This window comes from Variovorax sp. 10N412 (assembly GCF_056394985.1).
Genome location: NZ_JBFTIO010000003.1, coordinates 532387 through 557602, shown reverse-complemented (window position 1 = coordinate 557602; position 25216 = coordinate 532387). Strand labels below are relative to the sequence as shown.

At 68.1% G+C, this 25216-nt stretch carries 26 protein-coding genes; 14 read left to right on the top strand and 12 right to left on the bottom strand.

Translation table 11 applies throughout. From position 1 onward, the window contains the following. Positions 1–425: 425 nt before the first annotated feature. Positions 426–968 (bottom strand): hypothetical protein, encoded by a 543-nt coding sequence (locus tag AC1DJH_RS11960; RefSeq protein WP_478185832.1) that lies wholly within the window; start codon positions 966–968, stop codon positions 426–428. Positions 969–1091: 123 nt separating this feature from the next. Between AC1DJH_RS11960 and AC1DJH_RS11955 the strand changes: the two genes are divergently transcribed. Further along, positions 1092–2072 (top strand): LysR family transcriptional regulator, encoded by a 981-nt coding sequence (locus tag AC1DJH_RS11955; RefSeq protein ID WP_478185831.1) that lies wholly within the window; start codon positions 1092–1094, stop codon positions 2070–2072. Between the two features lie 10 nt (positions 2073–2082). Here AC1DJH_RS11955 and AC1DJH_RS11950 read toward each other — a convergent pair whose 3' ends face one another. Further along, the gene (locus tag AC1DJH_RS11950; RefSeq protein WP_478185830.1) at positions 2083–2256 is read right to left on the bottom strand and encodes a hypothetical protein; all 174 of its coding nucleotides are present in this window, start codon (positions 2254–2256) and stop codon (positions 2083–2085) included. Between the two features lie 126 nt (positions 2257–2382). Here AC1DJH_RS11950 and AC1DJH_RS11945 point away from each other — a divergent pair, with 126 nt between their 5' ends. Beyond that, on the top strand, positions 2383–3189 hold the full coding sequence (locus AC1DJH_RS11945) for a metallophosphoesterase (protein ID WP_435486469.1): 807 nt from the start codon (positions 2383–2385) through the stop codon (positions 3187–3189). A gap of 41 nt (positions 3190–3230) precedes the next feature. Here the strand turns inward: AC1DJH_RS11945 and AC1DJH_RS11940 are convergent, their stop codons facing one another. Beyond that, on the bottom strand, positions 3231–3848 hold the full coding sequence (locus tag AC1DJH_RS11940) for a TetR/AcrR family transcriptional regulator (protein ID WP_472113606.1): 618 nt from the start codon (positions 3846–3848) through the stop codon (positions 3231–3233). Between the two features lie 95 nt (positions 3849–3943). Next, a complete protein-coding gene (locus AC1DJH_RS11935; RefSeq protein WP_472113604.1) occupies positions 3944–4678 on the bottom strand; it encodes a GntR family transcriptional regulator in 735 nt (244 codons plus the stop codon). 261 nt (positions 4679–4939) lie between these two features. Between AC1DJH_RS11935 and AC1DJH_RS11930 the strand changes: the two genes are divergently transcribed. From AC1DJH_RS11930 to AC1DJH_RS11895, 8 genes are all read left to right on the top strand, one after another. Next, complete coding sequence (locus tag AC1DJH_RS11930; RefSeq protein ID WP_478185829.1) at positions 4940–6274, top strand: aromatic ring-hydroxylating dioxygenase subunit alpha; 1335 nt, start codon at positions 4940–4942, stop codon at positions 6272–6274. Between the two features lie 9 nt (positions 6275–6283). Next, the gene (locus tag AC1DJH_RS11925) at positions 6284–7729 is read left to right on the top strand and encodes a glutamine synthetase family protein (protein WP_478185828.1); all 1446 of its coding nucleotides are present in this window, start codon (positions 6284–6286) and stop codon (positions 7727–7729) included. Positions 7730–7740: 11 nt separating this feature from the next. Continuing rightward, positions 7741–8064 carry a 2Fe-2S iron-sulfur cluster-binding protein gene (locus tag AC1DJH_RS11920; RefSeq protein WP_472113595.1) on the top strand — a complete coding sequence of 108 codons (324 nt, stop codon included), beginning with the start codon at positions 7741–7743 and terminating at the stop codon, positions 8062–8064. A 114-nt stretch (positions 8065–8178) separates the two neighbouring features. Continuing rightward, positions 8179–9375: an ABC transporter substrate-binding protein gene (locus AC1DJH_RS11915; protein WP_478185845.1), complete on the top strand. Its 1197-nt coding sequence runs from the start codon at positions 8179–8181 to the stop codon at positions 9373–9375. A gap of 45 nt (positions 9376–9420) precedes the next feature. After that, positions 9421–10281, top strand: a complete 861-nt coding sequence (locus AC1DJH_RS11910) for a branched-chain amino acid ABC transporter permease (protein WP_478185827.1) — start codon at positions 9421–9423, stop codon at positions 10279–10281. After that, entirely contained in the window at positions 10278–11240 is a 963-nt protein-coding gene (locus AC1DJH_RS11905) for a branched-chain amino acid ABC transporter permease (RefSeq protein ID WP_478185826.1), read from the top strand. Before AC1DJH_RS11910 ends, AC1DJH_RS11905 begins: the two co-directional genes overlap by 4 nt. After that, complete coding sequence (locus AC1DJH_RS11900; protein ID WP_478185825.1) at positions 11237–12004, top strand: ABC transporter ATP-binding protein; 768 nt, start codon at positions 11237–11239, stop codon at positions 12002–12004. The genes AC1DJH_RS11905 and AC1DJH_RS11900 overlap by 4 nt, the downstream gene beginning before the upstream one ends. Beyond that, a complete protein-coding gene (locus AC1DJH_RS11895; protein WP_435486476.1) occupies positions 11997–12737 on the top strand; it encodes an ABC transporter ATP-binding protein in 741 nt (246 codons plus the stop codon). The genes AC1DJH_RS11900 and AC1DJH_RS11895 overlap by 8 nt, the downstream gene beginning before the upstream one ends. Positions 12738–12764: 27 nt before the next feature. On the opposite strand, the gene AC1DJH_RS11890 is transcribed toward AC1DJH_RS11895, so the two are convergent. The 3 genes from AC1DJH_RS11890 to AC1DJH_RS11880 form a co-directional block, all read right to left on the bottom strand. Beyond that, positions 12765–13151 carry a hypothetical protein gene (locus tag AC1DJH_RS11890; RefSeq protein ID WP_435486477.1) on the bottom strand — a complete coding sequence of 129 codons (387 nt, stop codon included), beginning with the start codon at positions 13149–13151 and terminating at the stop codon, positions 12765–12767. Between the two features lie 110 nt (positions 13152–13261). Then, complete coding sequence (locus AC1DJH_RS11885; protein WP_478185824.1) at positions 13262–14428, bottom strand: ABC transporter substrate-binding protein; 1167 nt, start codon at positions 14426–14428, stop codon at positions 13262–13264. 103 nt (positions 14429–14531) lie between these two features. Further along, complete coding sequence (locus AC1DJH_RS11880; RefSeq protein ID WP_478185823.1) at positions 14532–16115, bottom strand: phospholipase D family protein; 1584 nt, start codon at positions 16113–16115, stop codon at positions 14532–14534. Between the two features lie 70 nt (positions 16116–16185). On the opposite strand from AC1DJH_RS11880, the gene AC1DJH_RS11875 reads away from it, so the two are divergent. Continuing rightward, positions 16186–17415, top strand: coding sequence for a nucleoside recognition domain-containing protein (locus AC1DJH_RS11875; protein WP_472113571.1), 1230 nt, complete (start codon positions 16186–16188; stop codon positions 17413–17415). Between the two features lie 51 nt (positions 17416–17466). Here the strand turns inward: AC1DJH_RS11875 and AC1DJH_RS11870 are convergent, their stop codons facing one another. After that, a complete protein-coding gene (locus tag AC1DJH_RS11870) occupies positions 17467–19440 on the bottom strand; it encodes an alkyl/aryl-sulfatase (protein ID WP_478185822.1) in 1974 nt (657 codons plus the stop codon). Between the two features lie 101 nt (positions 19441–19541). On the opposite strand from AC1DJH_RS11870, the gene AC1DJH_RS11865 reads away from it, so the two are divergent. The 3 genes from AC1DJH_RS11865 to AC1DJH_RS11855 are packed head-to-tail and all read left to right on the top strand — an operon-like array spanning position 19542 to position 21504. Beyond that, the gene (locus AC1DJH_RS11865) at positions 19542–20453 is read left to right on the top strand and encodes a LysR family transcriptional regulator (RefSeq protein WP_478185821.1); all 912 of its coding nucleotides are present in this window, start codon (positions 19542–19544) and stop codon (positions 20451–20453) included. 44 nt (positions 20454–20497) lie between these two features. Beyond that, positions 20498–21007 carry a flavin reductase family protein gene (locus AC1DJH_RS11860; protein ID WP_478185820.1) on the top strand — a complete coding sequence of 170 codons (510 nt, stop codon included), beginning with the start codon at positions 20498–20500 and terminating at the stop codon, positions 21005–21007. After that, positions 21007–21504 carry a BON domain-containing protein gene (locus AC1DJH_RS11855; protein ID WP_478185819.1) on the top strand — a complete coding sequence of 166 codons (498 nt, stop codon included), beginning with the start codon at positions 21007–21009 and terminating at the stop codon, positions 21502–21504. Before AC1DJH_RS11860 ends, AC1DJH_RS11855 begins: the two co-directional genes overlap by 1 nt. Positions 21505–21517: 13 nt before the next feature. Here the strand turns inward: AC1DJH_RS11855 and AC1DJH_RS11850 are convergent, their stop codons facing one another. The 4 genes from AC1DJH_RS11850 to AC1DJH_RS11835 are packed head-to-tail and all read right to left on the bottom strand — an operon-like array spanning position 21518 to position 25204. After that, positions 21518–22330, bottom strand: coding sequence for an ABC transporter permease (locus AC1DJH_RS11850; protein WP_478185818.1), 813 nt, complete (start codon positions 22328–22330; stop codon positions 21518–21520). Between the two features lie 11 nt (positions 22331–22341). Beyond that, complete coding sequence (locus AC1DJH_RS11845) at positions 22342–23109, bottom strand: ABC transporter ATP-binding protein (RefSeq protein ID WP_478185817.1); 768 nt, start codon at positions 23107–23109, stop codon at positions 22342–22344. Further along, complete coding sequence (locus AC1DJH_RS11840; RefSeq protein WP_478185816.1) at positions 23106–24080, bottom strand: ABC transporter substrate-binding protein; 975 nt, start codon at positions 24078–24080, stop codon at positions 23106–23108. The genes AC1DJH_RS11845 and AC1DJH_RS11840 overlap by 4 nt, the downstream gene beginning before the upstream one ends. Then, a complete protein-coding gene (locus AC1DJH_RS11835; RefSeq protein WP_478185815.1) occupies positions 24077–25204 on the bottom strand; it encodes an aryl-sulfate sulfotransferase in 1128 nt (375 codons plus the stop codon). The genes AC1DJH_RS11840 and AC1DJH_RS11835 overlap by 4 nt, the downstream gene beginning before the upstream one ends. Positions 25205–25216: the final 12 nt, after the last annotated feature.

Here is a 25216-nt window from a genome sequence, read left to right as displayed (position 1 = left end):
CACCGAAGCAGCTTTGCGCTTACTTCGTTCAGCTCGCTGTGATCAGCGAAGCCTTGTAGTCTATCACGGTTTTTTAAGTACCGTCAAACTTTTTTCGCTTTCCTCATCTTCAACCAGCTCGCCACTTTCGCAACCAGCCGCCGAATCCSTTTCAGCGAAGCCTTCGATTATGCACCGACTTYTCAATCAGCGTCAACTTCGAAGAAGCTTTTTTCACCCAACCAACTCGCAATCAGCTCCGAAGAACCCATCGCTTCAAACACTTTTCAGTGACTGTCAGCCTAGCCCTCGATTATGCACAGTTTTTAGCACTTCGAGCAAGGACGAGAAGATTTTTCATCAAGCAGTCACTTGCCCGACCCGCTTTGAGATTCAAAAAAGCAAAAAGCCGCCCAAGGGCGGCTTTGCATCCTGCAACTCGCTGCTTAGTAATAGCGCGAGTTGTTCATGCGACGCATCGCCTCGTACAGCGTAGGCATGCGTGCTTCCTGCGAACGCAGGTTCATGCGGGCGACGGCATCGATCTTGGCGGCTTCGGCAGCGGGCATGGTGCCTTGCGATTGCTGACGCCACATGGCGGCCTGCAGTTCCTGCATCACGCGCGGATCGTTCTTGGCCGTTTCCAGGAAACGAGCGTCAGCGCGAGCAGCAGCACGGCGTTGAGCGGCGGCACGCCAGGCGCCGGCGACGCTGCTTTGGCGGACCGAGCCGGCAAACAGCGCGAACAAGCCGATGGCTGCAAGGCAGAACACTGCCCACACGGCAAGCACGTTGCCTTCGCTCCAGTTCGACACGAGCGAGTCGGTCACCACCAGCACAGCCGCGGCAATGGCGACGATCAGCAGGGCGATGAGGGGGCGGGCGCCGTTGGCACCGGCGCGGGCGGCCTGGATCTGGCCGAACAGGACCTCGGCGCGATGCACGCCGGGGTGGACAGTAGGTTGGTCAACGTGGACGAAGCTGGTCATGATGCATCCCTCCTAAGGGACAGTGGTAATCAGTGGTGGCGAACAAGGCCGATGCAGTGATATTAGGGCTTACCCTAGTACGTTTCCACTTTATCTTTCTGATGTTTATCATTCACAGCACTGATGGACGTCAACTTTCGCACGCTCGACCTCAACCTGCTCCGCGTCTTCGACGAGGTGATGGCGGAGCGCAATCTCACGCGCGCCGCCCGCAACCTGTCGATCACCCAGCCGGCGGTGAGCAATGCGCTGCGGCGTCTGCGCGAGGTGCTGGGAGACGAACTGGTGCGCCGCTCAGGTGCCGGCGTGGAGCCCACGCCGCGCGCACTGGCTCTGTGGCCGACCGTGCGAGACGCCCTGCGCCAGTTGCAGCACACGCTGGCGCCCGGTGAGTTCGATGCTGGCACCGCCGACACCACCTTCCTGCTGGCCATGGCCGACGCCACGGCGGCCGAGCTCATCCCGGGCCTGGTGCAGATCGCTGAAAAGGAGGCACCCGCCATCTCGATGCGCGTGCTGCCCCTGACCACGCGCGACCCGCGCCGCATGCTGGAGCAGGAAGAGGTCGACATGGCCGTCGGCTATTTCCCGGCGGTGATCGCCAGCCTCGCGGCACGAGGCCAGTCGGGCGTGGGTGTGGCGTTCGAGACCCAGCGGCTTTACCTGGGTCAATATGTGTGCGTGATGCGGCGGGACCACCCGCTGGCAAAGTCGCCCCTCACGCTCGACGACTACTGCGCGGCGCGGCACCTGCTGGTGAGCTTTTCGGGGAGGCCTTACGGCTTCATCGACCAGACGCTGGGCGCCCTGGGGCGCGAGCGGCGCATCGTGGTGACGGTGAACCAGTTCTTCACGGCGGGCCGGGTGGTCGCCAATTCAGACCTGCTGACCGTGCTGCCGCGTCACTTCGTGACGGTGACCGGCATCGACGACCAGTTGGTGCTGCGCGACCTGCCCTTCGACCAGCCGCCGGTGCACGTGGATGCCATCTGGCACCGGCGCGCCCAGCACGGGCATTCGCACGAGTGGCTGCGCACCGCGCTGTTGCGCTCGGCAGCCTCGGCTTTCGCCGGATCGGTCCTCGGGCAGAAGGTGCCCGGCTGACCGGAGCGGATCAGCGGACGACGCTGAGCCAGGCGCTGGCGGCAGCGCGCAGTTCCTGCGCGTCGTGGGCACCGCGGCCGGCACGCATGTCGGCGCTTTCCATCAGGGCCGACGCATGGCTTGCGGGGGCGTTGACGGTAGAGGAACGGAAGAAACTTGCCACTTGGGCGATGAGGCTGAACATGGTGTTGCGCGGCTTGTGGCCGTGCTCTGAGTGGTTGATGTACCAAGATTAAGGGTTATCCCTAACAAAACAAGCGCAACCTTATGCGCTTCATGCATGGGGCAATTCACCTAGACTGCCCCGACGATGAAGCTGCAACTGCTCTCCGACCTGCACCTGGAGTCCCACCCCCGCTTCCATGCCGAGCCCGTGCCGGGTGCCGACATGCTGATCCTGGCGGGCGACATCGGCTCGTACCAGGAAGGCTCCCGCCTGACCGACACGGACTTCGGCCTGGGCCGTTTTTCCCCGCGCAACGGCTGGCCCACGCCGGTGATCTACGTGCCGGGCAACCACGAGTACGACAACGTCGACTTCGACGAAACCCACGACAAGCTGCGCGCGCTCTGCGAAGAGCTCGGAATCCTCTGGCTGGAACGCGAAACCCGCGTGATCGACGGCATCCGCTTCATCGGCACCACGCTGTGGGCGGACTTCGACGCGCTCGCCGTGCCCACCGACAGCCTGGCCGAGGCGCTGAAGAAGCGCGGCAAGGCCATGCGCGCGGCTGACTTCTACCTTGAAAAAGCAGCCACCATGCGTCACGGCGAGCTTTTCCTCGCCGCGCAGCTGCGGGAGCAGGGATTGGCCTGCCAGGCCTGGCTCGCGCAGGCGCTGGCCGAGCCGTTCGACGGCACCACGGTGGCCATCACGCACTTCGCGCCCAGTCTCGAGAGCGGCGATCCGCGCTACGGCCTGACGCCCGGCACGGCCGGTTTCTGCAATGGGCTGGACGAACTCCTGCCCCACGCGAAGCTATGGCTGCATGGCCACCTGCACTGCCCGTCCGACTACGTGAAGAACGGCTGCCGCGTGGTGGCCAATCCGCTGGGCTACGCGCGCAACGGCGAACAGGAAGGCTTCAGGCCCGGACTGCTGATCGAGGTGCGCTGAAGAACCAGGCCTCGACGTGCGCGCAGCGCCCCGCTGTGCAGTCAGCGCGAGGCGATGCCGTCGAAGCAGGTCGCGAGCACCAGGTCGACGATCTGCTCGTCGGTCTGCAGTCCGCCGGCCTTCAGGAAACCGAGCACCGGATCGCAGGCGCGCGCATACAAGGTGTACAGCACGGCAATCGCGGGCAGCTTCGGGTTGAGCGAGCCGTCGGCCTGCGCGGCCTGGATCCAGCCGCCGAGCTTGTCGCTCAGGGTCACCAGGCGGTCGAGGTAGCCGCGGTTGTTCATCAGCGCGGCGCGCAGCGTGGAGTTCTGGTGCGGCAGCGAGGGCATCTCGCCGGCCAGTTGCACCTGCATCGACCAGCGCACCACGGCGCGCAGCTTGGCGACAGGGGTGTCCTCGGCCGGCACAGTGGCCACGAAGTCGAGGGTGCGCTGCATGACGCGCACCATTGCCGCGGCGGCCAGGTCTTCCTTGCTGGGGAAGTGCTTGTAGAGGCTGGCCTTGGCGATGCCGACGGCGGCCGCCACCTCGTCGACCGTCATCGACTCGAAGCCCTTCTCGGCCAGCAGGCGGTTGGCCGTCTGGACGATGGCCTCCTCGCGGGCCTGCAGCATCTGTTCCTTGAAGGAGGTCTTGGCGGGGGCGGGGGCACTCATGCGGGAAATTCTAGTCTCGGGCGTCGCCATCCAGACGGAGCGGATGCCGAAATACCAACCAGTCTTTTACAGACTGACCAGTTTGACATCCACCTTCAGCTGCCGCGGCCCTTGGACACCAGGCGGATGCCGGGCATCAACTCGGCCGCCAGTTCCGGCCGCTCCAGCGCGTAGTCAAGGTTCATGCGCGCAATTTCGACATGCTCCTCGCCCAGCGCCTGCGCCCGCGAGCCCTGCCCCCGCTCGATCGCCTGCACCATCGCGTGATGGGTGCGATGCGCCTGGCGCATCCATTGCTGGCCTTCTTCCATCGACGACTGCATCGGCAGCATGGCGCTCGGCGCGGCGAAGGGCTGGCCGCCCAGCATGTCCATCACGCGCTTCAGGGCCAAGTTGCCGCAGCCTTCGAGGATCAGCTTGTGGAAGCGGTCGTTCATTTCGACGTACGCCGCGTAATCGTCGATTTCCATGCTCGGCTTGTTCACGGCGCGGTCGCCGTCGTCCAGGCAGTCCTTCAGGTCGCGCAGCAGTTGGCGCGACGCGCCGTCCTCGGCCAGCAGGCGCGCCGCGAAGCCTTCGATCACGCCGCGCACGCGAATGGCGTCGGCCACCTCCTGCGAGGTGAAGCGGCGCATCTGGTAGCCGCCGCTGGGCGATTGTTCGATCAGGCCTTCATGCTCCAGGCTGGCCAGCGCGAGGCGCACCGGGGTGCGCGAGGCGTCGAGCTTTTCGGCGAGCGGGATCTCGGCCAGCCGCTCTCCGGGCACGAATGCGCCCTTGAGGATCAGGTCGCGCAGTTGCACGAGCACGCGGGATTGTTGGGAGTCCATCGGCGAATTCTAGGAGACACCGCTGTCATTGCACGCAGCTGATTTACCCTGGCTCGGTTGTTGCATGCATTCGTGGTTAGCAAGTGTCAAAAACAAACGGCAGGCTTCGTATTTACCCTGATTTTGGCGAAACTACGCCCTGTTTCAGGGCAAAACCAGCCCGAGAAGTTTGACCGGAGCAGAGGATCACCAAGACAATGCATACAGTTGCATGCAATGGCGAACAGCCTCTTCCCAGCACCCACGAATGGAGCCCGCACGATGATCAGCGCAGAGCAGAACGAATTCATCACCCGCGTCGGACCCGGCGCGCCGGCCGGCCAGCTGCTGCGCCGCTACTGGCAGCCGGTGGCCCTGGCCGACGAACTGGCGGGCCCACGCCCGGTCAAGCCGGTGAAGCTCATGGGGCAGGACTTCGTCCTCTTCCGTGACGAGAGCGGCCAGCTCGGCATGCTCGACCGCGACTGCCCGCACCGCGGCGCCGACCTCGCCTTCGGCCGGCTGGAAAACGGCGGCATCCGCTGCGCCTTCCATGGTTGGCTGTTCGACGCCAAGGGCAACTGCCTCGAAACCCCGGCCGAGCCCGCCACCAGCAAGTTGTGCAGCCGCATCAAGCAGTCGGCCTATCCGGTGGTCGAGAAGGCCGGCGTGGTCTTCGCATACATCGGCGAGGGCGAGCCCCCCGCGTTCCCCGACTTCGACTGCTTCGTCGCGCCCGACAGCCACACCTTCGCCTTCAAGGGCCTGTTCGAATGCAACTGGCTGCAGGCGCTCGAAGTGGGCATCGACCCCGCGCACGCCTCGTACCTGCACCGCTTCTTCGAGGACGAGGACACGTCCGAGAGCTACGGCAAGCAGTTCCGCGGCGCCTCGGCCGACTCCGACATGCCCATCACCAAGGTGCTGCGCGAGTACGACCGCCCCGACATCAGCGTGGAGACCACCGGCTACGGCTTTCGCCTGAAGGCCCTGCGCAAGCTGAGCGAAGACACCACCCACGTGCGCGTGACCAACGTGGTGTTCCCGCAGGCCTTCGTGATCCCGATGAGCGCGGAGATGACCATCTCGCAATGGCACGTGCCGGTCGACGACACGCACTGCTACTGGTACGCCGTGTTCACCAGCTTCACCGGCCCGGTCGACAAGCAGCAGATGCGCGACCAGCGCCTGAAGCTCTACGAGCTGCCCGACTACACCTCGCGCAAGAACAAGCGCAACAACTACGGCTTCAGCATCGAGGAACAGCTGACCGAAACCTACACCGGCATGGGCGACGACATCAACGTGCATGACCAGTGGGCGGTGGAGTCGCAGGGCGCCATCCAGGACCGCACGCGCGAGCACCTGGGCAGCACCGACAAGGGCATCGTGGCCTACCGCCGCATGCTGGTGAAGGCCATCGAGGCCACGCTGGCCGGCGAGACCGCACCGATGCTCATCGACGCCGCGCAAGCACGCACGATGACCGGGCCGCCATCCATCGACGGCATCGGGCGCAACGTCAGCGACGAAGCCGCCACCGAGGCCTACTGGCAGGACGCCGACCGCGCGCGCCGCCTGAAGTCCGAATGGGCGGCCGCCCGGCTCGCCGGCTGAGCGCACGCCATGAGCAGCAACACATTCGTCGACCGTTTCGGTCTCTGGTCCGACGACCAGCACGCGCAGGCCAGGGAACTGGTGCGGCGCATCGACAACGCGGAGGTCGACCTCGTGCGCTTCGCCTGGCCCGACCAGCACGGCATCCTGCGCGGCAAGACACTGGTGGCCGCCGAGGCCCGCTCGGCGCTGTGGGACGGCGTGAACCTCACCTCCACCCTGCTGGCCAAGGACACCTCGCACAAGACCGTGTTCCCCGTGTTCAGCGCCAACGGCGGCTTCGCCATCGAGGGCCTGCAGGGCGGCGCCGACTTCACCGTCGTGGCCGACCCCGCCACCTTCAAGGTGCTGCCGTGGTCGCCGCGCACCGGCTGGGTGCTGTGCGACGCCTACATGGCCGACGGCAAGCCCTGCCCCTTTGCGACGCGCCAGATCCTGCAGCGCGCGGTGCGCCAGCTCGACGAGCTGGGGCTGGACTTCATCGCCGGGCTCGAGGTGGAGTTCCACGTCTTCAAGCTGGAAGACGCGCGCATGAACCTGGCCGACTCGGGCCAGCCCGGCGAGCCGCCGCGCGTGTCGCTGCTGTCGCACGGCCACCAGTACCTGACCGAGCTGCGCTACGACCGCGTCGACACGCTGATGGAGCTGCTGCGCTCGCAGCTGATTGCGCTCGGCCTGCCGCTGCGCTCGCTGGAAATCGAGTTCGGTCCGAGCCAGTTCGAGCTGACCTTCGGCCCCACCGCGGGCGTGACGCCGGCCGACACGATGGTGCTGCTGCGCAGCGCCATCAAGCAGATCTGCCAGCGCGCCGGGCTGCACGCGACTTTCATGTGCCGCCCGAAAATTCCGAACGTGATGTCCAGCGGCTGGCACCTGCACCAGTCGCTGCGGCGCAAGAGCGACGGCGTGAACGCCTTCATGCCCGAGGCCGAGGGCCAGCACCTGAGCGAGATCGGCATGCACTACCTGGGCGGGCTGAAGGCGCACGCCTGCGGCGCCGCGGCGCTCGCGAGCCCGACCATCAACGGCTACCGGCGCTACCGGCCCTTCTCGCTCGCGCCCGACCGTGCGATCTGGGCCAAGGACAACCGCGGCGCCATGCTGCGCGTGCTCGGCGGCGTGGGGCAGAACGCCTCGCGCATCGAGAACCGCGTGGGCGAGCCCACGGCCAACCCGTACCTGTACCTGGCGTCGCAGCTGTTCTCGGGCCTGGACGGCATGAAGAACCGCATCGACCCCGGCCCCTCCGCCGACGCACCCTACGAGACGCCGGCCGAGCAACTGCCGCGCTCGCTGGGCGAGGCGCTGGCCTGCCTGCGCAGCGACGAGATGCTCAACGCGCAGATGGGCAAGACCTTCGTCGACTACCTGTGCCACATCAAGGAAGCGGAAATCGCCCGCTTCAACCTCGAAGTGAGCGAGTGGGAACACCGCGAGTACTTCGACATGTTCTGAGCCTGCAAGAAATGCCCACGATCCACTACATCCTCAAAGACGGCACCACGCGCGACGTCGACGCCAAGCTCGGCGCCAGCGTGATGGAGACCGCCATCCGCGGCAATGTGCGCGGCATCGACGCCGAGTGCGGCGGCTGCTGCTCCTGCGCCACCTGCCACGTCTACGTGGAGGACGCCTTCCTCGACCTGCTGCCGCCGCCCGACGACATGGAAAGCGCCCTGCTCGACGCGGTCGCCTCCGAACGCAGGCCGGGCTCGCGCCTGAGCTGCCAGCTCACCGTCACGGCCGCCTTCGATGGCCTCACGGTGCGCGTGCCCGATACGCAGATCTGAAGCGGGGGTCGGGCATCATCGCCCGCTTTGCGCATCCGGTTACATGACAGCGGCGCCCGAGGGGGCGCATTCACTCCACCTGAAAGGTCTTTTCAAATGACGCCAACGACGCCCATGACGATCTCCAAGAGAACCCTCCTGTCGACCCTGTTGCTGGCCGGCTTCGGCCTGCTGGGCGCGACGGCGCACGCCGCCGACGAGCCGCTGCGCATCGGCCTCATCGCCACCTACTCCGGCCCCTACGCGGACTACGGCCGCCAGTTCGACGCGGGCATCGCGCTGTACCTGAAGGAGCACGGCGGCAAGGTGGGCGGGCGCACCGTGGAGATCATCAAGAAGGACACCGCCGGTCCCGCGCCCGACGCCGCCAAGCGCATCGCGCAGGAGCTCATCGTGCGCGACAAGGTGAGCATCCTCACCGGCCTGGACTTCAGCCCCAACGCCTACGCCGTGGGCGCCATCGCCACGCAGGCCAAGATCCCGACCCTCGTGATGAACGCCGCCTCCTCGGCCATCACCACCAGCTCGCCCTACGTGGCGCGCCTGTCGTTCACCGTGCAGCAGGTCACCGACCCGATGGCGCGCTACATGCTCAAGGAAGGCATCAAGGACGCCTACACCGTGGTGGCCGACTACGCCTCGGGCGTCGACGCGGAAACCGCCTTCAAGAAGACCTTCACCGCCGGCGGCGGCAAGGTGTCGGGCGAGGTGCGCACGCCCATGAACAACCCCGACTTCTCGGCCTACGTGCAGCGCATCAAGGACGCCAGGCCCCAGGCCGTGTTCTTCTTCTTCCCCTCGGGCGTGATGCCGCCGGCCTTCCTGAAGGTGTGGAAGGAGCGCGGCATGGAGCAGGCCGGCATCAAGCTGTACGCCACGGGCGAAGCCACCGACGACAGCTACCTCGACGCCACCGGCGACGTGGCGCTGGGCCTGGTCACCAGCCACCACTACTCGTTCGCGCACCCCTCGCCCAAGAACCAGAGGTTCGTGAAAGACTTCGCCGCCGACAACGGTGCCAAGCTGCGCCCGAGCTACTTCGCCGTGACCGCGTACGACGCCATGGCCGCCATCGACCTGGCACTGGCCAAGACCAAGGGCGACACCGGCGGCGACAAGTTCATGGAGGCGCTCAAGGGCCTGAGCTTCGAGAGCCCGCGCGGCCCGATCGAGATCGACCCGGCCACGCGCGACATCGTGCAGACCGTGTACATCCGCAAGACCGAGCGCGTGAACGGCCAGCTGGTGAACGTGGAGTTCGACAAGTTCGACCGCGTGAAGGACCCGGCCAAGGAAGCCGCCGCCAAGTAAGGCGCAACGCAAGCCGCCAGCCAGCACGCAGCAAGCAGGAAACTCATGGGCATCGTGATCTTCGACGGAGTGGCCTACGGCATGCTCCTGTTCCTCATCGGCGTGGGCCTGTCCATCACGATGGGGCTCATGAATTTCGTCAACCTCGCGCACGGCAGTTTCGCGATGGTGGGCGGCTACGCCGCGAGCGTGCTGATGAACCAATTCGGCGTGGGCTTCGGCCTTTCGCTGGCGGCGGCCTTCGTGTCGGCTGCGCTGGTGGGCGCGGTGCTGGAGTTCGTGTTCTACCGGCGCCTGTACCGCGCGCATCCGCTCGACCAGGTGCTGCTGTCGATCGGCATGGTGTTCGTGTCGATCGCCGCGTTCACCTACTTCTTCGGCCCGACGATGCAGCCCTTCACGCTGCCGCCGGCGCTCGACGGGCAGGTGTCGCTGTTCGGCCTCGAGGTGGGCCGCTACCGCCTGTTCCTGATCGTCTGCGGCGTGGCCGTGCTGGTGGCGCTGCTGCTGGGCCTGGGCAAGACGCGCTACGGCGCGATGGTGCGCGCGGCGGTGGACAACCAGCGCGTGGCGGGCGGCACGGGCATTCATGTGCAGCGCCTGTTCTTCCTGACCTTCTCGCTGGGCTGCGGTCTCGCGGGGCTGGGCGGTGCATTGAGCCTGGGCATGCTGGGGCTGGAGCCTTCGTTCCCGCTCAAGTACCTCGTCTACTTCTTGATGGTGGTGTGCGTGGGCGGTGCGGGCACCGTCACCGGGCCGTTCATCGCGGCGCTGCTGGTCGGCATCGTCGATGTGGCGGGCAAGTACTACTGGCCTGAAGCAGGGGCCTTTCTCATCTACGTGGTCATGATCGTCATGCTGCTGGTGCGGCCCCACGGCATCGTGGCGAAGAAGGGGATCGCATGAAAGCCCTGAACGTTTCCGCCGCGCAGCTGCGCATCGCCGAGGTCGCCTTCTGGCTCGCACTCGCGTCCACCTTCTTCCTGTTGCCCGACAAGCTCACGCTGATGAGCCAGGTCATGATCTTCGGCCTGTTCGCCGTGTCGCTCGACATGGCACTGGGCTACGCGGGCATCCTCACCGTCGGCCACGCCGCCTTCTTCGGCGCGGGTGCGTACGCCGCCGGCCTGCTCGCCAAGTACGGCTGGGGCGAGCCCTTCACCGGCCTCGTGTTCGCGCTGGTCGTCAGCGGCCTGCTGGGCTATGCGCTGAGCTACCTCGTGGTGCGCGGCGCCGACCTCACGCGGCTGATGATCACCATCGGCGTGTGCGTGCTCCTGTTCGAGCTGGCCAACCGGCTCTCGGGCATCACCGGGGGCACCGACGGCCTGCAGGGCGTGGTCATTGCGCCCGTGCTCGGCTTCTTCGACTTCGACCTCTACGGCAAGACCGCCTTCTGCTATGCCTTCGGCGTGGTGCTCGCCATGTTCCTGCTCGTGCGGCTGGTGCTGCGCTCGCCCTTCGGCCTGGCGCTGCGCGGCATCCACGACAGCCGCAAGCGCATGCTGGCCATCGGCTCGCCGGTCGAAGCGCGGCTGCGCATGGCCTACGCCTTCTCGGCCGCCGTGGCCGGCGTGGCGGGTGCGCTGCTCGCGCAGACCACGCAGTTCGTCGGCATCGAGTCGATCGGCTTCAACCGCTCGGCCGAAGTGCTCATCATCCTCGTGCTCGGCGGCACCGGGCGCCTGTATGGCGGAATGATCGGCGCCATCGTCTACATGCTGGTGCACGACGGGTTCGCCGACATGAACCCGCAGTACTGGATGTTCTGGCTCGGCATCTTCCTGATCGCGGCCGTCATGCTGGGGCGCGGCGGCATCATGGGGGCGCTGTCGCGCTTCGTTCGCACGGGGAAGGCGCGATGAGCGGCTCCGCCACCCACACGCTGCGCACGCAGAACCTGGGCATCCGCTTCGGCGCCTTCCAGGCCGTGAGCGAGGTGAACCTCTCGCTCGAACCCGGCGCGCGGCAAGCGCTGATCGGCCCCAACGGCGCGGGCAAGACCACGCTCATCAACCTGCTCACCGGCGTGTTCAAGCCCACGAGCGGCTCGATCCACATGGGCGAGCGCGACATCACGCGCCTGCCCTGCGACAAGCGCGCCCGCATGGGCCTGGCGCGCACCTTCCAGATCAACACGCTGTTCCCCAGCCTCACGCCGCTGCTGTCGGTGGTGCTGGCGATCAGCGAGCGCGAAGGGCTGGGCGCCACCTGGTGGCGCCCGCTCACGGGATGCACCTCGGTGTTCGACGAAGCGCACGCGCTGCTCGGCACGCTCAAGCTCGACAGCCTGGCCGACGTGCCCGTGTCCGAGCTGCCCTACGGCAAGCAGCGCCTGCTCGAGATTGCGCTGGCGCTGGCCGCCAAACCCCGCATCCTGCTGCTCGACGAGCCCGCGGCCGGCGTGCCGGAAGACGAGAGCGGCGAGCTGTTCGAAGCCATCGCGGCGCTGCCCGAAGACATCAGCGTGCTGTTCATCGAGCACGACATGAAGCTCGTCTTCCGTTTCTCGCGCCGCATCTCGGTGCTGGTGGGCGGACGCATCCTCACCGAAGGCACGCCGGCCGAGATCGGCACCGATCCGCGTGTGCGCGAGGTCTACCTGGGAAGCTCTCATCACCATGCCTGAAACATCCGCATCCGTACCCGCACTCGCGTTCGACCGCGTCACCGCCGGCTACGGCAACGCCGTGGTGCTCGACCGCCTCGACTTTTCATTGCAGCAGGGCGAGAGCCTCGCCATCCTCGGGCGCAACGGCGTAGGCAAGACCACGCTGCTCGAAACGCTGATGGGCAACACGCGCGTGATGCAGGGCGCCATTCGATGGCAGGGCGCGGACATCACGCGCTGGCCCTCGCACCAGCGCGTGCGCGCCGGGCTGGGCTGGGTGCCGCAGGAGCGCGAGGTGTTTCCCTCGCTCACCGTGGAAGAGAACCTCACCGTGATCGCGCGCTTCGGCGCGTGGAACCTCAAGCGCGTATACGACTTTTTCCCGCGCCTGCGCGAGCGGCGCGGCAACTACGGCAACCAGCTCTCGGGCGGCGAGCAGCAGATGCTGGCCATTGCCCGCGCGCTGATGACCAACCCCAAGCTGCTGCTGCTCGACGAGCCCATGGAGGGTCTCGCGCCGATCATCGTGGAAGAGCTGGCCGCGGCAATCCGGCGGCTGTGCGAGTCGGAAGGACTGGCGTCCATCGTGGTCGAACAGCATCCGGTGCTGGCGCTGGAGATGACGCACAAGGCCATCGTGCTGGAGCGCGGCACTGTCGTGCATGCCGGCCCGAGCGCGGCGCTGGCCGCCGACAGGGGCCTGCTCGAAGGCCTGCTCGGCGTGGGCATTGCCGAGGACGTGGCGGGCTGACCCGGCGGCCTGAGGCTCCCCCCGGCCTCAGGCCCCGGCCCGTTCGCGCCAACGCCGGGCGCACACGCTGAAGCGCCACGCGGCGAGGCACGCGAGCGCGAAGGCCACCGCCCACGAGACCCACAGGCACGCGAAGACGATGAAGGCCACGCCGATGTCCGCCAGGTGCGTCCAGAACGAGGGGGCGTTGCCGCTCAGGCCCTGAAGGCGCTGGAGATAGGCGCCCACGCACCACCACACGGCCGGCGGCACCGCGGCAACGCACAGGGCGTAGCCAAGGCTGGCCTCCAGCGGGCCGATGCGGCCTTGCGACACGGGCCGCTGCCAGGCGAAGAAAGCGACCACGGCGAGCAATGCGCAGGTCACGAAGCCGAGCAGCAACAGGCCGTTCAGCAGCAAGAAGTCGTCGTCCATGGGCGCAAAGCTCCGGCAGTGCAGGTGGCTTGCACTTTAGCGGCGCCACTCCCGCGCAGCGCGGGAACCGCGCAGAAGTAGCCGCAGACGCTACCCGCAGAAGCGCAGGCTCAGCTCAGCATCTGCCCGCGGCTGCCGATCACCGCCACGTCCACGAACTGCCCGCCTTCGCGGTTGGTGCGCCCGTAGTTGATCTTCACGCCGCCCAGGTCGAAGTTCTCGATGCTGGCCAGCCCCGACATCACCGACGCCCGCGTGAGCGGGCCGCCGGCGCGGCGCATGCCCTCGGCCAGCACGGCGGCGTTCAGGTAACCCTCCAGGCTGGTGAGCGAGAACTCCTTCACGCCGCTGGCCAGCATGTCGGCCTGGTAGCGGCGCACGATCTCGAACTTGGTCGAGTACGGCGAAGGCACCACGATCACGAAACCCAGGCCCTTGGCCAGGTCGCCCATGGCCGCGAGCGCGCTGGCCGTGATCGACAGGCCGTAGGCCGAGCTGCTGTTGCCCGCCTCGCGCAGCGCCTTCAGGAACACCGGCGCCGTGCCGGCCAGGCCCACCACGATCACCTGCGGCTTGGCCTTGGCGATGGCGGCGGCCGCAGGCCCCACTTCCATGCTGGTGGTGTTGGGCGTGGTCGCGATGACCGCCGGCTCCAGCTTGGCCTTGGCCAGCGCGTTCTTGAAGGCCGCCAGCACCGACTGGCCCAGCGGGTCTTCCGAATGCACGAGGCCGATGCGGGTCTGGCCCAGCACGGCGGCCGTGCTCACGAGCTTGTCGACTTCCTGGTCGTAGTTGGCGCGCACCCAGAAGGTGTTGGGCGAGGCCTTCTTGCGCAGCGAGATGGTGCCGGTGATGGGGCCGACCACGGCCATGCCGGGCACCGCGTCCATCACCTCGGCCGTCTGGCGCGTGCCCAGCGGGTGCAGCAGCGCGAGCACGGCGCTGTCCTTCTCGAACGCCAGCGCGTTGGCCTTGGCCACGTCGGGCTTGAAGGTGTCGTCGGCCATCACCAGCTCGACCTTGGTGCCGCCGATGCCGCCGGCCTTGTTCAGCGCCGCGAAGAAGGCGCTCGACCCCTGAAAGAGCCCCTGGCCGTTGGCCTTCTCGACACTGCTGTTGTCGAACGTGGTGCCCACGCGCACCGCGCGGTTCTGCGCGAAGGCCGGCAGTCCCAGGCCCGCTGCGGCGGTCGCCGCGGTGGCGGCCATACCGGTCAGCACACGGCGACGGCTGTTGGAAAGCGGCGCAATCGACTCGCGCGGCAGGGGATCGGTCATGGTCGAAGTCTCCAGAATGCTGTCACAAACGTTCACATTTCTACTAGAAATGTAACGCAGCTGCCCGTTCTGAAGATGACAACCGGCGCGCGCCGACCCGCCGTTACAACAGTTCTTCGCCCACGATGGGCAGCAGCAACCAGTTCTTCAGGCGCAGCCACAGGAACTCGCCGGGCTCGTCCTCGTGGACGATGTCGCCGCCGGCGTCGTCGTACTCGAGCCACTGCACGCGGCGCCCGTCGGGGCCCAGGCGCAGCCGGTAGCCGATGTTCACGCGCCCGGTGGTGCGCATGAGCTTGTCGTAGTCGCGCACGAGCTCGGGGCTGTCGATCACGAGGCCGACCTCGGTGTTGACCGCCGCCGAGCGGTGGTCGAGGTTCATCGAGCCGACGAAGAAGCGCTCGTCGTCCACGATGGCGAGCTTGGCGTGCAGCCGGCTGGTGGTCTTGCCGAAGTCGCCGAACTGGCCCGAGCGCCCGCTGAGCACCGGCGCGATCTCGAAGATGTTGACGCCGATCTTCAGCATGTCGGCGCGGTAGCGCTCGTAACCCGCATAGGCCAGCGGCTCGTCGGTGGCGCCCAGCGAATTGGTGACCACGGTGATGTGCGCGCCCTGCGCCACACCGCGCTTCATCTGCGCCATGCCGCGCGGGCCGGGAATGAAATAGGGCGAGGCGATCTTCACGTCCCGCCGCGCGGAGTCGATCACGCCCAGCGCGCCCTCGGTCACGCTGCCCTGGAACGCGAGGTCGGGCTTGCGCGTGATCTTCTCGGGGTCGTCCACGAAGAACGTGAACGGCGCCCAGTAGCGGTCGATCTTGCCCGTGAGCAGCTGCTCGCCCACCGGCGACTTGTTGAGGATGTCGCGCGGGCGCATGGCCACGTCGGGCACCGCGGTGCGCGCGATCTCGTCGAAGCGGCGCTGCGCGGCCTCGCGCGTGGTGCGCAGCGGCGCGATGTTCTCGATCGGGCGCACGTGCGCGCTGTTCCAGTAGCGGTCGAAGCCGGCCGACATCTCGCGCACGACCGGGCCGCTGGAGATCACGTCCATGTCGATGAAGTTCGCCGCGGTGCTGCGCATGAAGTACTCGTTGGCGATGTTGCGCCCGCCCGTGACGGCGAAGCTGTTGTCGGCCAGCAGCATCTTGTTGTGCATGCGGTGGTTGATGCGCCCGAAGTCGGTCAACGACATCAGCAGCCGCGTGGTGAGCGAACTGGCGCGCGAGGGCAGCGGGTTGAACAGCCGCACCTCCACGTTCGGGAACGCCGAGAGCGCGCTGAACAATTCGTCCTCGCCGCCGGTGTAGAGATCGTCCACCAGCAGGCGCACGCGCACGCCGCGCGCGGCGGCCTCGCGCAGCTCCTTCAGGAACAGCAGACCGACGTCGTCGTTCTGGATCAGGTAGTACTGCACGTCGAGCGACTTCTCGGCGTGCCGTGCCAGCGAGATGCGCGCATCGAACGCGAAGGCCGCCTCGGGCAGCAGGCGAAAGCCCGAGAGCAGCGTCGAGCCGCCGGGAGCATCCTTGGCGGCGAGCTGGGCCAGCTCGGTCTGCGCGACGTCGGCGAGGGCCAGCGTGGGCGACGCTTCCGGCGGCGGTGGGGGCAGGCTCGCACAACCTGCCAGCCAGAGGGCGGCGAACCCCAGCACCAGGACGGCAAATCGGCGGAAGGTGGTGGCGCGCATGGGCCGAACTGTAGCTCGCGGCGGCATGCCATGCGCGGCCTATGATCGCGCAGCAAAAAGGAAAAGAAGCGTGCTCAACGGCTTGTGGCTGGGTTTCTTCGCAGTCGCGGCGCTGGCCGCACTGGGCCGTTGGCTCGTCGGGGGCGATCCGACGGTGTTCGCGGCCATCGTCGAAAGCCTGTTCGCCATGGCGCGGCTGGCGGTCGAGGTGATGGTGCTGCTCTTCGGCACGCTCACGCTGTGGCTGGGCTTCCTGCGCATCGCCGAGGCGGCGGGGCTGGTCGGCTGGCTCGCGCGGCTGCTGGGGCCGCTGTTTCGCCGCCTGATGCCGGGCGTGCCGGCGGGGCACCCGGCGCTCGGGCTGATCACCATGAATTTCGCGGCCAATGCGCTGGGCCTGGACAACGCCGCCACGCCCATCGGCCTGAAGGCGATGCGCGAGCTGCAGCGGCTCAACCCCGACCCGGTGACGGCCACCAACGCGCAGATCCTGTTCCTGGTGCTCAACGCCTCGTCACTGACCTTGCTGCCCGTCACCATCTTCATGTACCGCGCGCAGCAGGGCGCGGGCGATCCGACGATGGTGTTCCTGCCGATCCTGCTGGCCACCAGCGCCTCGACGCTGGTCGGGCTGCTGTCGGTGGCGGTGGTGCAGCGCCTGCGGCTGTGGGACCCGGTGGTGCTGGCCTACCTGGTGCCGGGCGCGCTGGCCCTGGGCGGGTTCATGGCGCTGCTGGGCACGCTGTCGGCCGCGGCCATCGCGTCGCTGTCGTCGCTGCTGGGCAACCTCACGCTGTTCGGCGTGATCCTGCTGTTCCTGCTGGCCGGGGCCATCCGGCGCATCAAGGTCTACGAGTGCTTCGTCGAGGGCGCGAAGGAAGGCTTCGACATCGCGAAGAACCTGCTGCCGTACCTCGTGGCCATGCTCTGCGCGGTCGGCGTGCTGCGCGCCTCGGGTGCGCTCGACTTCGTGCTGGGCGGCCTGCGCTGGCTGGTAACGGCGGGCGGCTTCGACGCACGCTTCGTCGACGCCATGCCCACCGCGCTGGTCAAGCCGTTCTCGGGCAGCGCGGCCCGCGCGATGCTGATCGAGACCATGAAAACCCAGGGCGTCGACAGCTTCCCCGCGCTGGTGGCGGCCACCATCCAGGGCAGCACGGAGACCACGTTCTATGTGCTGGCGGTGTATTTCGGGGCGGTCGGCATCCAGCGGGCACGGCACTCCGTGGCTTGTGCGTTGCTGGCCGAGGTGGCGGGGGTCGTGGCCGCGGTCGCTGTCTGCTACTGGTTCTTCGGCTAGAGGCTGCGCCGTTCACCCACGGCGACCCCTGTGCACCCGCCCTGAACGCCCCTATTTCCGCGGCTCGACAACAGGGAACATCGGCTCGAAGGTATCGAGCATCGACATCAGCTCCGCCAGCTTGCCGCGGTCGCCGTCGATCTTCACCTTGCCGGTCAGCACCGCCGCGGGAAAGCTCGTTTCCTTCAGCGTCACCGCATCGAGCGTGGCGCGGCTCAGCGTGATGGTGGCGTCGGCGCCGGGCTGCTGGCCGGCGATGTGCGTGAGCGCGGAGTTCTCCAGCGTCAGCACGAACTGCTGGTTGGAATCGGTGAAGTTCCAGTTGATGACCATCTTCCTGCCCTCGGCCTTGGCCGCGTCCAGCCGCACGCCGAGGAAGTCGAAGAACAGGTCGTTGCTCACCGCCTTGAGCGTGTCGGCGTTGGCGCTGCTGCCCGCGGCAATTTTCGGCACGCCGTTGCGCAACTCCATCGCGCCCACCAGGTAGGCGCTGCGCCAGGTGCCGGCCTCCGACTGGTAGCCGAGCTGCTCGAGCGCGTCGGCGCCCAGCTCGCGCGCCGCGCGGTTCGACGGGTCGGCGTACACCACCTGGCTCATCGCGCTGGCCACCCAGCGGAACTCGCCCTTGCCGAAGTCTTCGCGCGCACGCGCCAGCACCGCGTCGGCGCCGCCCATGTACTCGACGGTCTTCTTCGCGTAGGCCACCGGCGGCAACGGGTTCAGGTTGGCCGGGTTCGCGTCGTACCAGCCCAGGTACTTCTGGTACACGGCCTTGGCGTTGTGGCTCAGCGTGCCGTAGTAGCCGCGCGCCGACCATTCCTGCGCCAGGCTCGCGGGCATGCGCAGCGTCTCGGCGATGTCGGCCGCGCCGTAGCCCTGGTTGAGCAGGCGCAGCGACTGGTCGTTGATGAACTTGTACATGTCGCGCTGCTTCTTCATCAGCTCGACGATGCGCTCGCGCCCGGTGGTGGGCCAGTGATGCTGGGCAATGAGCACGTCGGACCTGTCGCCGAAGGCCACGCGCGCCTCGTCGATGTACCTCGACCACAGGTTGCCGTCGCGCACCTCGGCGCCGCGGATCGTGTAGAGGTTGTGCATGGTGTGCGTCACGTCTTCCGCCATGTTCAGCACGCGGAACTGCGGCAGGTACAGCAGCATTTCCGACGGCGCCTCGGAGCCCGGCACCAGCCGGAACACGAACTCCACGCCGTCGATGGTGCGCGCCTCGGTCGGCTTGTCGATGGTGGTCGTGGGCGCGATCAGCGTGACGCTGCCGCGCGCCAGCGCCTTGCCCAGGCCGGTGTCGACCTGTCCGCGCACGCCCGGTGGCAGCAGCGAACCGAACTGGTACTGCGAGCGCCGGTTCATCGCATTGCCCGCCAGGATGTTCTCGGCCACGGCCGTTTCCATGAAGGCCGCGGGCGCGATCACCTGCACCTTGCCGGCAGCCACGTCCGCCTCGCTCACCACGCCCTTCACGCCGCCGAAGTGGTCGGCATGGCCGTGCGTGTAGATCACCGTGCCCACCGGTTTGCGCGGGCGGTGCTGGTAGTACAGCTCGAGCGCGGCGCGCGCGGTCTCGGCGGTGAGCAGCGGATCGATGACGATCAGCGAGGTGTCGCCCTCGACGATGGTGATGTTCGCCAGGTCGAAGCCGCGCACCTGGTACACGCGATCGGTCACCTTGAAGAGGCCGTGGATGGCGTTGAGCTGCGCCTGGCGCCACAGGCTGGGGTTGACGGTGTCGGCGGGCGTGTCGGTCTTCAGGAAGTCGTACGGCTTCATGCTCCACACCGGGCGCGCCCCGTTGCCGGGCACCAGAGCGTCGGGAACGGTGGCGATGAAGCCGCGCGTCGCGTCCTCGAAATCGCGCCGGTCGGCAAAGGGCAACGCCTTCGCCATGTCGGCGTTGGCCTGCAGCGTGGACGGCTCGGGCGGCTTGGGCGCGACTTGCGCCGGGGCCGATGCGGCGGCAAACGCGCAAGCCAGTGCAACGAGCGCGCGGGAGAAATAGGGGGGCGTCATGGTGTGTCTCGGTCTTCCAAGGGGGCAAGGCCGGATTCTCCGAAGCCCCCCATGCATTGGCAAATGCAAAATACGCGCTTACTTTTTAAGTGAAACGCAAAATGCAGCTGCGCCAGCTCCAGCATCTCGTCGCCCTCGCGGACCAGGGCAGCTTCGGCCGCGCGGCCCAGGCCGTGCACCTGTCGCAGCCCGCCCTGTCGCGCAGCATCGACAACCTCGAGGAAGGCCTGCAGGCGCGCCTGATCGACCGCGCCTACGGCACCGTGCGCTTCACGCAGGCCGGCGAGCTGGTGCTGGCGCGCGCCCGCGAACTGCTGGCCGACGCGCAGCAGATCGCGCGCGACGTGCTGCAGCTCGAGGGCCTGGCCATCGGCAGCCTGGCGGTCGGCCTGGGCCCGTTTGCCGCCGGCACGCTGGGCCGGCTGGCGCTGTCGCTCATGACGCAGCGCCACCCGCAGTTGCAGATGCGCATGGAGGTGGCAGACACCGCCACCCTGTGCGAGCGCCTGCACCGCCGCCAGCTCGACCTGTTCATCGCCGACACCCGCGACCTGACGAAGCAGCCCGGCCTGAAGCTCGCGCGCCTGCCCAACGTGCCCGTGTCGTTCTTCGTGCGGCCGAAGCACCCGCTGCTGCGGCTGAAGCAGGCCACGCTCGCGCACCTCATGGCCTACCCCGTGGCCGGCCCGCAGATGCCCGCAGAGGTGTCGGCGCAGTTCGACCGGCTGCCCCGGCACAGCGAACGCAGCGTGTTCAACGTGACCTGCGACGACGCCGGCACGCTGCGCCACCTGGCGCTCACGGCGCACGCGGTGATCCTGGCGCCGCTGGCGCCCGCGCCGGGGCACGAGACCGGTGCCCTGGTGCCCCTGCCGGTGGCGGGCCTGGCGCGCATGCAGACGCACTACAGCCTCGTGACGCTCGCAGGGCGTACCCTCTCGCCTGCGGCCACCGTCTATTCCCGGCTGGTGACCGAGTTGATGAGCCCGCCCGAGCAGCCCCCCGGGCGCTGAGCCAAAATGGCCTTCTGCCCTTCAAGCACTTGCTGCCCCTTTCAGTGACCACTCCCCGCCGGGCCCAACCGCCCTCCTTTTCGCCCGACGAGTTTCGCGATGCGCTCGGCATGTTCGCCACCGGCGTGACCATCGTCACCGCGCGCGCGGCCGACGGCACGCTGGTCGGCCTCACGGCCAACTCCTTCAATTCGGTGTCGCTCGCGCCGCCGCTGGTGCTGTGGAGCCTGGCGCGCGCGGCCGGCTCCATGCCCGCGCTGAGCACGGGCTCGCACTACACCGTGAACATCCTGGCGGCCAACCAGAAGGCGCTGGCCGAGCGCTTCGCCACCAAGAACATCGACCGCTGGGCCGACGTGCCCTACTCCGAAGGCCTGGGCGGCGCGCCGGTGCTGGCGGGTTGCGCGGCCAGCTTCGAGTGCTTCAACCGCAGCCGCTACGACGAAGGCGACCACGTGATCTTCGTGGGCGAGGTGGAGCGCTGCACGCACGACGCCGGCGCCTCGCCGCTGCTGTTCCACGGCGGGCGCTTCTACACGGAACACCCCTTGTAGTGAAACACCCTGCGCTCATGCCCGTGCTGCTGCTTCTTGCGCAGACCGTCATGGCGCAGGAGGCCGCGGGGCCGCTCAAGCAGAACTGGTTCGACGACCCTTTCTTCCAGGTGTCCGCCGCCCTGCCCGCTTGCGCCGTGCCCGAAGGCCCGTTCTACACGGCCGAGGAACGCCGCGTGCAGATCCATTCGCGGCTGGAGCGCGGCACCAGCTGCTGGCTGGCCGGCAAGTGCGCCGACAGCAACGCCTACCGCTACGACAAGCCCCTCGCGCCCAAGGTGCGCGCCGCGCTGCTGGCCGTGCCGGGCGTGGGCAAGGGCAGCGTGTGGGTCACGGTCCAGCGCCGCTGGGTGTACCTGCAGGGCTGCGTGCCGGATGCGGCGCTGGCGAAGCGGCTGGAGCGCGCCGCGCGTGCGCTGCCCGACGTGGAGGCCGTGGTGCCCGACCTGATGCTCGGCACGCACGGCAAGCCGCCCTATCCGGCAGCCGCGAGATAACGCCGGGCGGCGCTCAGTTCTCCAGCGCCGACTCGTGCCAGTGCCGCAGCAGCAGCCGCCCGATCGCGCTCACCGCCAGGAAGAACACAAAGCCCAGCAGCGTCGCCGCGATGACCTCGGCGAACAGCAGCGCGGTGTACATGCGCCCCTGCGCGAACACGATCTGCACGCCCAGCCCGCCTTCGGCATTGCCCGAGCCGATGATGAATTCGCCCACGATGGCGCCGATGACCGACAGCCCCGCGGAAATGCGCAGCCCCGCGAAGATGTGCGGCAGCGCGCCCGGCAGCCGCAGCTTCCAGAACGACACCAGCCCGCTCGCGCGGTGCAGCGCGAACAGCTCGGCCAGGTTGCGCGAGGTCGAGCGCAGGCCCAGCATCGTGTTGTTGATGATCGGGAACAGCGACATGATGAAGCTCACGATCACCACCGACAGCTCGTTGTAGCCGAACCAGAGCACGATCAGCGGCGCGATCGCCACCACCGGCACCGTCTGCAGCAGCACCGCATACGGGTACAGGCTGCGCTCCAGCAGCCGCGACTGCGCCAGCACCGCCGCACCCGCGATGCCGAGCACGATGGCCAGGGCATAGCCCAGCAGCGCCTCCTTCAGCGTCGAGAGCGTGGCGCCCACGAGCACGCCGGCGTTCTCCGCCGTGGCGGCCGCCACCTCCTGCGGCGACGGCAGCAGGTAGCCCTTGCCCTGGTAGACGGTGGCGCTCAGCAGCCACCACAGGCCGATGGCCAGCAGCGCGACCACCAGCACGGGGCCGGCGTTGCGCGCGAAGGCCACGGCCGAAGACGAAACAGATCGGGTCGTTGCCATGGCCCCCACCCTCAAGCCAAGGCCGGCGCGCGGTGCTGCGCGCGCAGCACCCCGGTGACCTGGCCGGTGAGCGCCGCGAAGCCGGCGCTGGCGCGCAGCTCGGGTGCGCGCGGAAATTCGAAAGGCACGTCGATCACGTCCAGGATGCGCCCCGGCCGCGGCGACATCACCACCACCCGGTTCGACAGGTACACCGCCTCGTGCACGTTGTGCGTCACCAGCACGCCGGTAAAGCCCGCCTGCCGCCACAGCGAAGACAGCTCTTCCTGCAGCACGTCGCGCGTGAGCTCGTCCACCGCCGCCAGCGGTTCGTCGAGCAGCAGCAGCCCGGGCCGCAGCGCCAGTGCGCGCGCCAGCGACAGCCGCATGCGCATGCCGCCCGAGAGCTGGTGCGGGTACGAGGTCTCGAAGCCCGCGAGCCCGACCAGCTTCAGCGCCTCGGCGGCACGCGCGCGGTAGCTCGCCGGCGCGTGGCCTTCGAGCTCCATCAGCAGCTGCGCGTTGCGCGCCACGGTGCGCCAGGGCAGCAGCGCCGCCTCCTGGAACACGAAGGCGGTTGCTACACCCTCGGGCCGCGTGCAGCGCCCGGTGCTCGGCGCGACGAGCCCCGCCATGATGCGCAGCAGCGTCGACTTGCCGCAGCCGGAGGGCCCGACGATGGAGACGAACTCGCCCGGGCGCAGCGCGAAGTCGACCGCGTCCAGGGCCTGCAGGCCCTCGCCTTTGCCGAAGCGCTTCGAGACACCGTCCAGGCCGATGGCCGCGCCCGGGGTGCTCATGGGTTGCAGCCCGGCACCAGCGTGCGGTCGTAGCCCTGCTTCGCGTCGAAGCTGGCCGGCAGGAAGTTCACGCTGCGCAGCTGGCCCGCGAGCTCGCTCCAGCGCGCATCGGTCATGCAGCCGATGCGCCCGAGGTCGTGCGAGATCAGCGTCTCGATCATTTCCTTGTTGGCCGCGTCGTAGATCTCGGGTGTCATCTGCTTGTTCATGCCGGTGATCAGCGGCTTGAGCCCCTGCGGGTTGCGCACGTAGTCGGCCCAGCCCTTCTGCACCGCTGCGATGGTGGCTTTCACCAAAGCGGGGTTCTTGCGGATCAGCTCGTCGGTGGTGAACAGCACGTCGTACGGCCGGTAGCCCAGCGAGGCCAGCGTGATCTGCTGCACCTGCACGCCGGCGGCGGCCATGCGCGCGGGCAGGAACAGCGAGTAGCCCTGCTGCACCATCTTCGGGTCGTTGCGGAACAGGCTCAGGTCGCCGCTCACCGGGATCTCGCGCGTGCCGGCGAGCTTGTACTGCTTCTTCGTCCACTCCCAGTAGGCGTTGCCGAGGTTCACCGCGAAGGTGCGGCCCTGCAGGTCGGCGATGGACTTCACGGCCGGGTCGGCGTGATAGACCAGCGTGTAGGGCACGTGGTCGAGGTGCGCGAACACCGCGCGCACCGGCGCGCCGCGCAGGCGTGCCAGCAGCACGTCGTCGGCGTTGCCGATGCCGAACTCGGCCTGGCCCGAGGCCACCTGCGGAATGGTCTGGATCTTCGGGCCGCCCTGCAGCACGCTGATCTCGATGCCGGCCTCCTTGCCGAGCTTGTCCTGCTGGGCCTGCCAGTAGCCGGCCTGGTCGGGCTGGGCGAACCAGTTGCTGAGGATGCGCACCGGCTGCAGGGGCTTGGGCGCATCGGCCGCCAGCGCGGACAGCGGCAGCCATGCGGCCAGCGCCAGGGGTGCTGCCAATCGAAGGGCGTAAGAAATCATGGTGCGGAAACCTTGAGCCAGGGAAGTTGCGCCGCCATGTAGCGGAAGGTCTGGAACACGCTGTTCTGCCGGCCGGGTACGTACCTGCGCGCGGCCTCGTCGGGGTATTCGGCGAACCAGGGAATCACGTACTCCCACACCACCTCGCCGGCCGGCGTGACCTCGAACAGGCGGCCCGTGGCCGACTCGGTGACGTGCGTGTTGCCGTTGGGCAGGCGCTGCGCGCTGCCCATGTAGGCCGTGTAGAACGCGTTGACCAGTTCGTCCGCGTACTGCCACACGACCTCGTGGGAGGCCGGGTCGATTTCGAGAACGCGCGAGAACGCCACATGCTTGCCGGTGCGGAAGTTGCCGTTGTCGAAAGCAAGAATGTGGCCGTTCTCCAGCGCGACAGGCGCATGCTGGTGCGACAGCACCGACGGCGGAATGTGCAGCTTCACGGCGCCCGTGCCCTTGTCGATGCCGACGATGCCCGAGGTGGTGCGCAGGCTCATCAGTACCAGGCCCTCGCGCGTCACGTCCAGCCCGTTCACCAGCGGCCAGTGGGTACGGCCGAAGCCGGGGTGGATCGGAAAGTCTTCAGGCTTCAGGTGCTCCCAGGCCTTCCACTCCCACACCAGCTTGCCGTCGCGGTCGACCTCGCGGACCACGTCGGCGTACATCGGCTCGTCGGGGCCATGGGCGGTGCCGCCTGGCACGCGCTCGGCAAAGCCGGGCGGCACCGGTGCGCAGCCGGCATACAACAGGTGGCCGTTGGCCAGCCACCGGGCGTCGTGGTGGTGCGTGGGGTCCTGGAAGCGCCAGACGATCTCGCCGGCGGGCGTGGCCTCGTAGAAATCGCCGCCGTGCCACAGCGACCAGGCCGCGTAGATCTCGGGCGTGCCGGCGTGGTTGCCGTTGTAGCCCAGGTTGCCGTTGGGCAGGATCACGGCCGCGCGGCCGGGGCGCACCGGCATCTTCCATTGGTGCGCGACGCGGCCCTCGATGTCGATCAGGTAGACGTTGCCGTCATCGGTCTGCGGCGCGATCAGGGTGTAGCCGCCGGCGCTGAGCGCCGGGTCGTGGGCGATCAGGCCGGTGCCGCGGCGGCGCTGGGTGATCTGGTCGACGGTGGTCTGGGTCACGGGAACGAACCT

Coding starts and splice junctions, on each gene's coding strand:
- AC1DJH_RS11880 (WP_478185823.1), bottom strand. CDS start 16,115: ATGCGCGCCACCACCTTCCGCCGATTTGCCGTCCTGGTGCTGGGGTTC.
- AC1DJH_RS11850 (WP_478185818.1), bottom strand. CDS start 22,330: ATGGCAACGACCCGATCTGTTTCGTCTTCGGCCGTGGCCTTCGCGCGC.
- AC1DJH_RS11905 (WP_478185826.1), top strand. CDS start 10,278: ATGAAAGCCCTGAACGTTTCCGCCGCGCAGCTGCGCATCGCCGAGGTC.
- AC1DJH_RS11915 (WP_478185845.1), top strand. CDS start 8,179: ATGACGATCTCCAAGAGAACCCTCCTGTCGACCCTGTTGCTGGCCGGC.
- AC1DJH_RS11870 (WP_478185822.1), bottom strand. CDS start 19,440: ATGACGCCCCCCTATTTCTCCCGCGCGCTCGTTGCACTGGCTTGCGCG.
- AC1DJH_RS11930 (WP_478185829.1), top strand. CDS start 4,940: ATGATCAGCGCAGAGCAGAACGAATTCATCACCCGCGTCGGACCCGGC.
- AC1DJH_RS11925 (WP_478185828.1), top strand. CDS start 6,284: ATGAGCAGCAACACATTCGTCGACCGTTTCGGTCTCTGGTCCGACGAC.
- AC1DJH_RS11840 (WP_478185816.1), bottom strand. CDS start 24,080: ATGATTTCTTACGCCCTTCGATTGGCAGCACCCCTGGCGCTGGCCGCA.
- AC1DJH_RS11865 (WP_478185821.1), top strand. CDS start 19,542: ATGCAGCTGCGCCAGCTCCAGCATCTCGTCGCCCTCGCGGACCAGGGC.
- AC1DJH_RS11885 (WP_478185824.1), bottom strand. CDS start 14,428: ATGACCGATCCCCTGCCGCGCGAGTCGATTGCGCCGCTTTCCAACAGC.
- AC1DJH_RS11900 (WP_478185825.1), top strand. CDS start 11,237: ATGAGCGGCTCCGCCACCCACACGCTGCGCACGCAGAACCTGGGCATC.
- AC1DJH_RS11950 (WP_478185830.1), bottom strand. CDS start 2,256: ATGTTCAGCCTCATCGCCCAAGTGGCAAGTTTCTTCCGTTCCTCTACC.
- AC1DJH_RS11890 (WP_435486477.1), bottom strand. CDS start 13,151: ATGGACGACGACTTCTTGCTGCTGAACGGCCTGTTGCTGCTCGGCTTC.
- AC1DJH_RS11945 (WP_435486469.1), top strand. CDS start 2,383: ATGAAGCTGCAACTGCTCTCCGACCTGCACCTGGAGTCCCACCCCCGC.
- AC1DJH_RS11960 (WP_478185832.1), bottom strand. CDS start 968: ATGACCAGCTTCGTCCACGTTGACCAACCTACTGTCCACCCCGGCGTG.
- AC1DJH_RS11845 (WP_478185817.1), bottom strand. CDS start 23,109: ATGAGCACCCCGGGCGCGGCCATCGGCCTGGACGGTGTCTCGAAGCGC.
- AC1DJH_RS11935 (WP_472113604.1), bottom strand. CDS start 4,678: ATGGACTCCCAACAATCCCGCGTGCTCGTGCAACTGCGCGACCTGATC.
- AC1DJH_RS11910 (WP_478185827.1), top strand. CDS start 9,421: ATGGGCATCGTGATCTTCGACGGAGTGGCCTACGGCATGCTCCTGTTC.
- AC1DJH_RS11940 (WP_472113606.1), bottom strand. CDS start 3,848: ATGAGTGCCCCCGCCCCCGCCAAGACCTCCTTCAAGGAACAGATGCTG.
- AC1DJH_RS11920 (WP_472113595.1), top strand. CDS start 7,741: ATGCCCACGATCCACTACATCCTCAAAGACGGCACCACGCGCGACGTC.
- AC1DJH_RS11895 (WP_435486476.1), top strand. CDS start 11,997: ATGCCTGAAACATCCGCATCCGTACCCGCACTCGCGTTCGACCGCGTC.
- AC1DJH_RS11955 (WP_478185831.1), top strand. CDS start 1,092: ATGGACGTCAACTTTCGCACGCTCGACCTCAACCTGCTCCGCGTCTTC.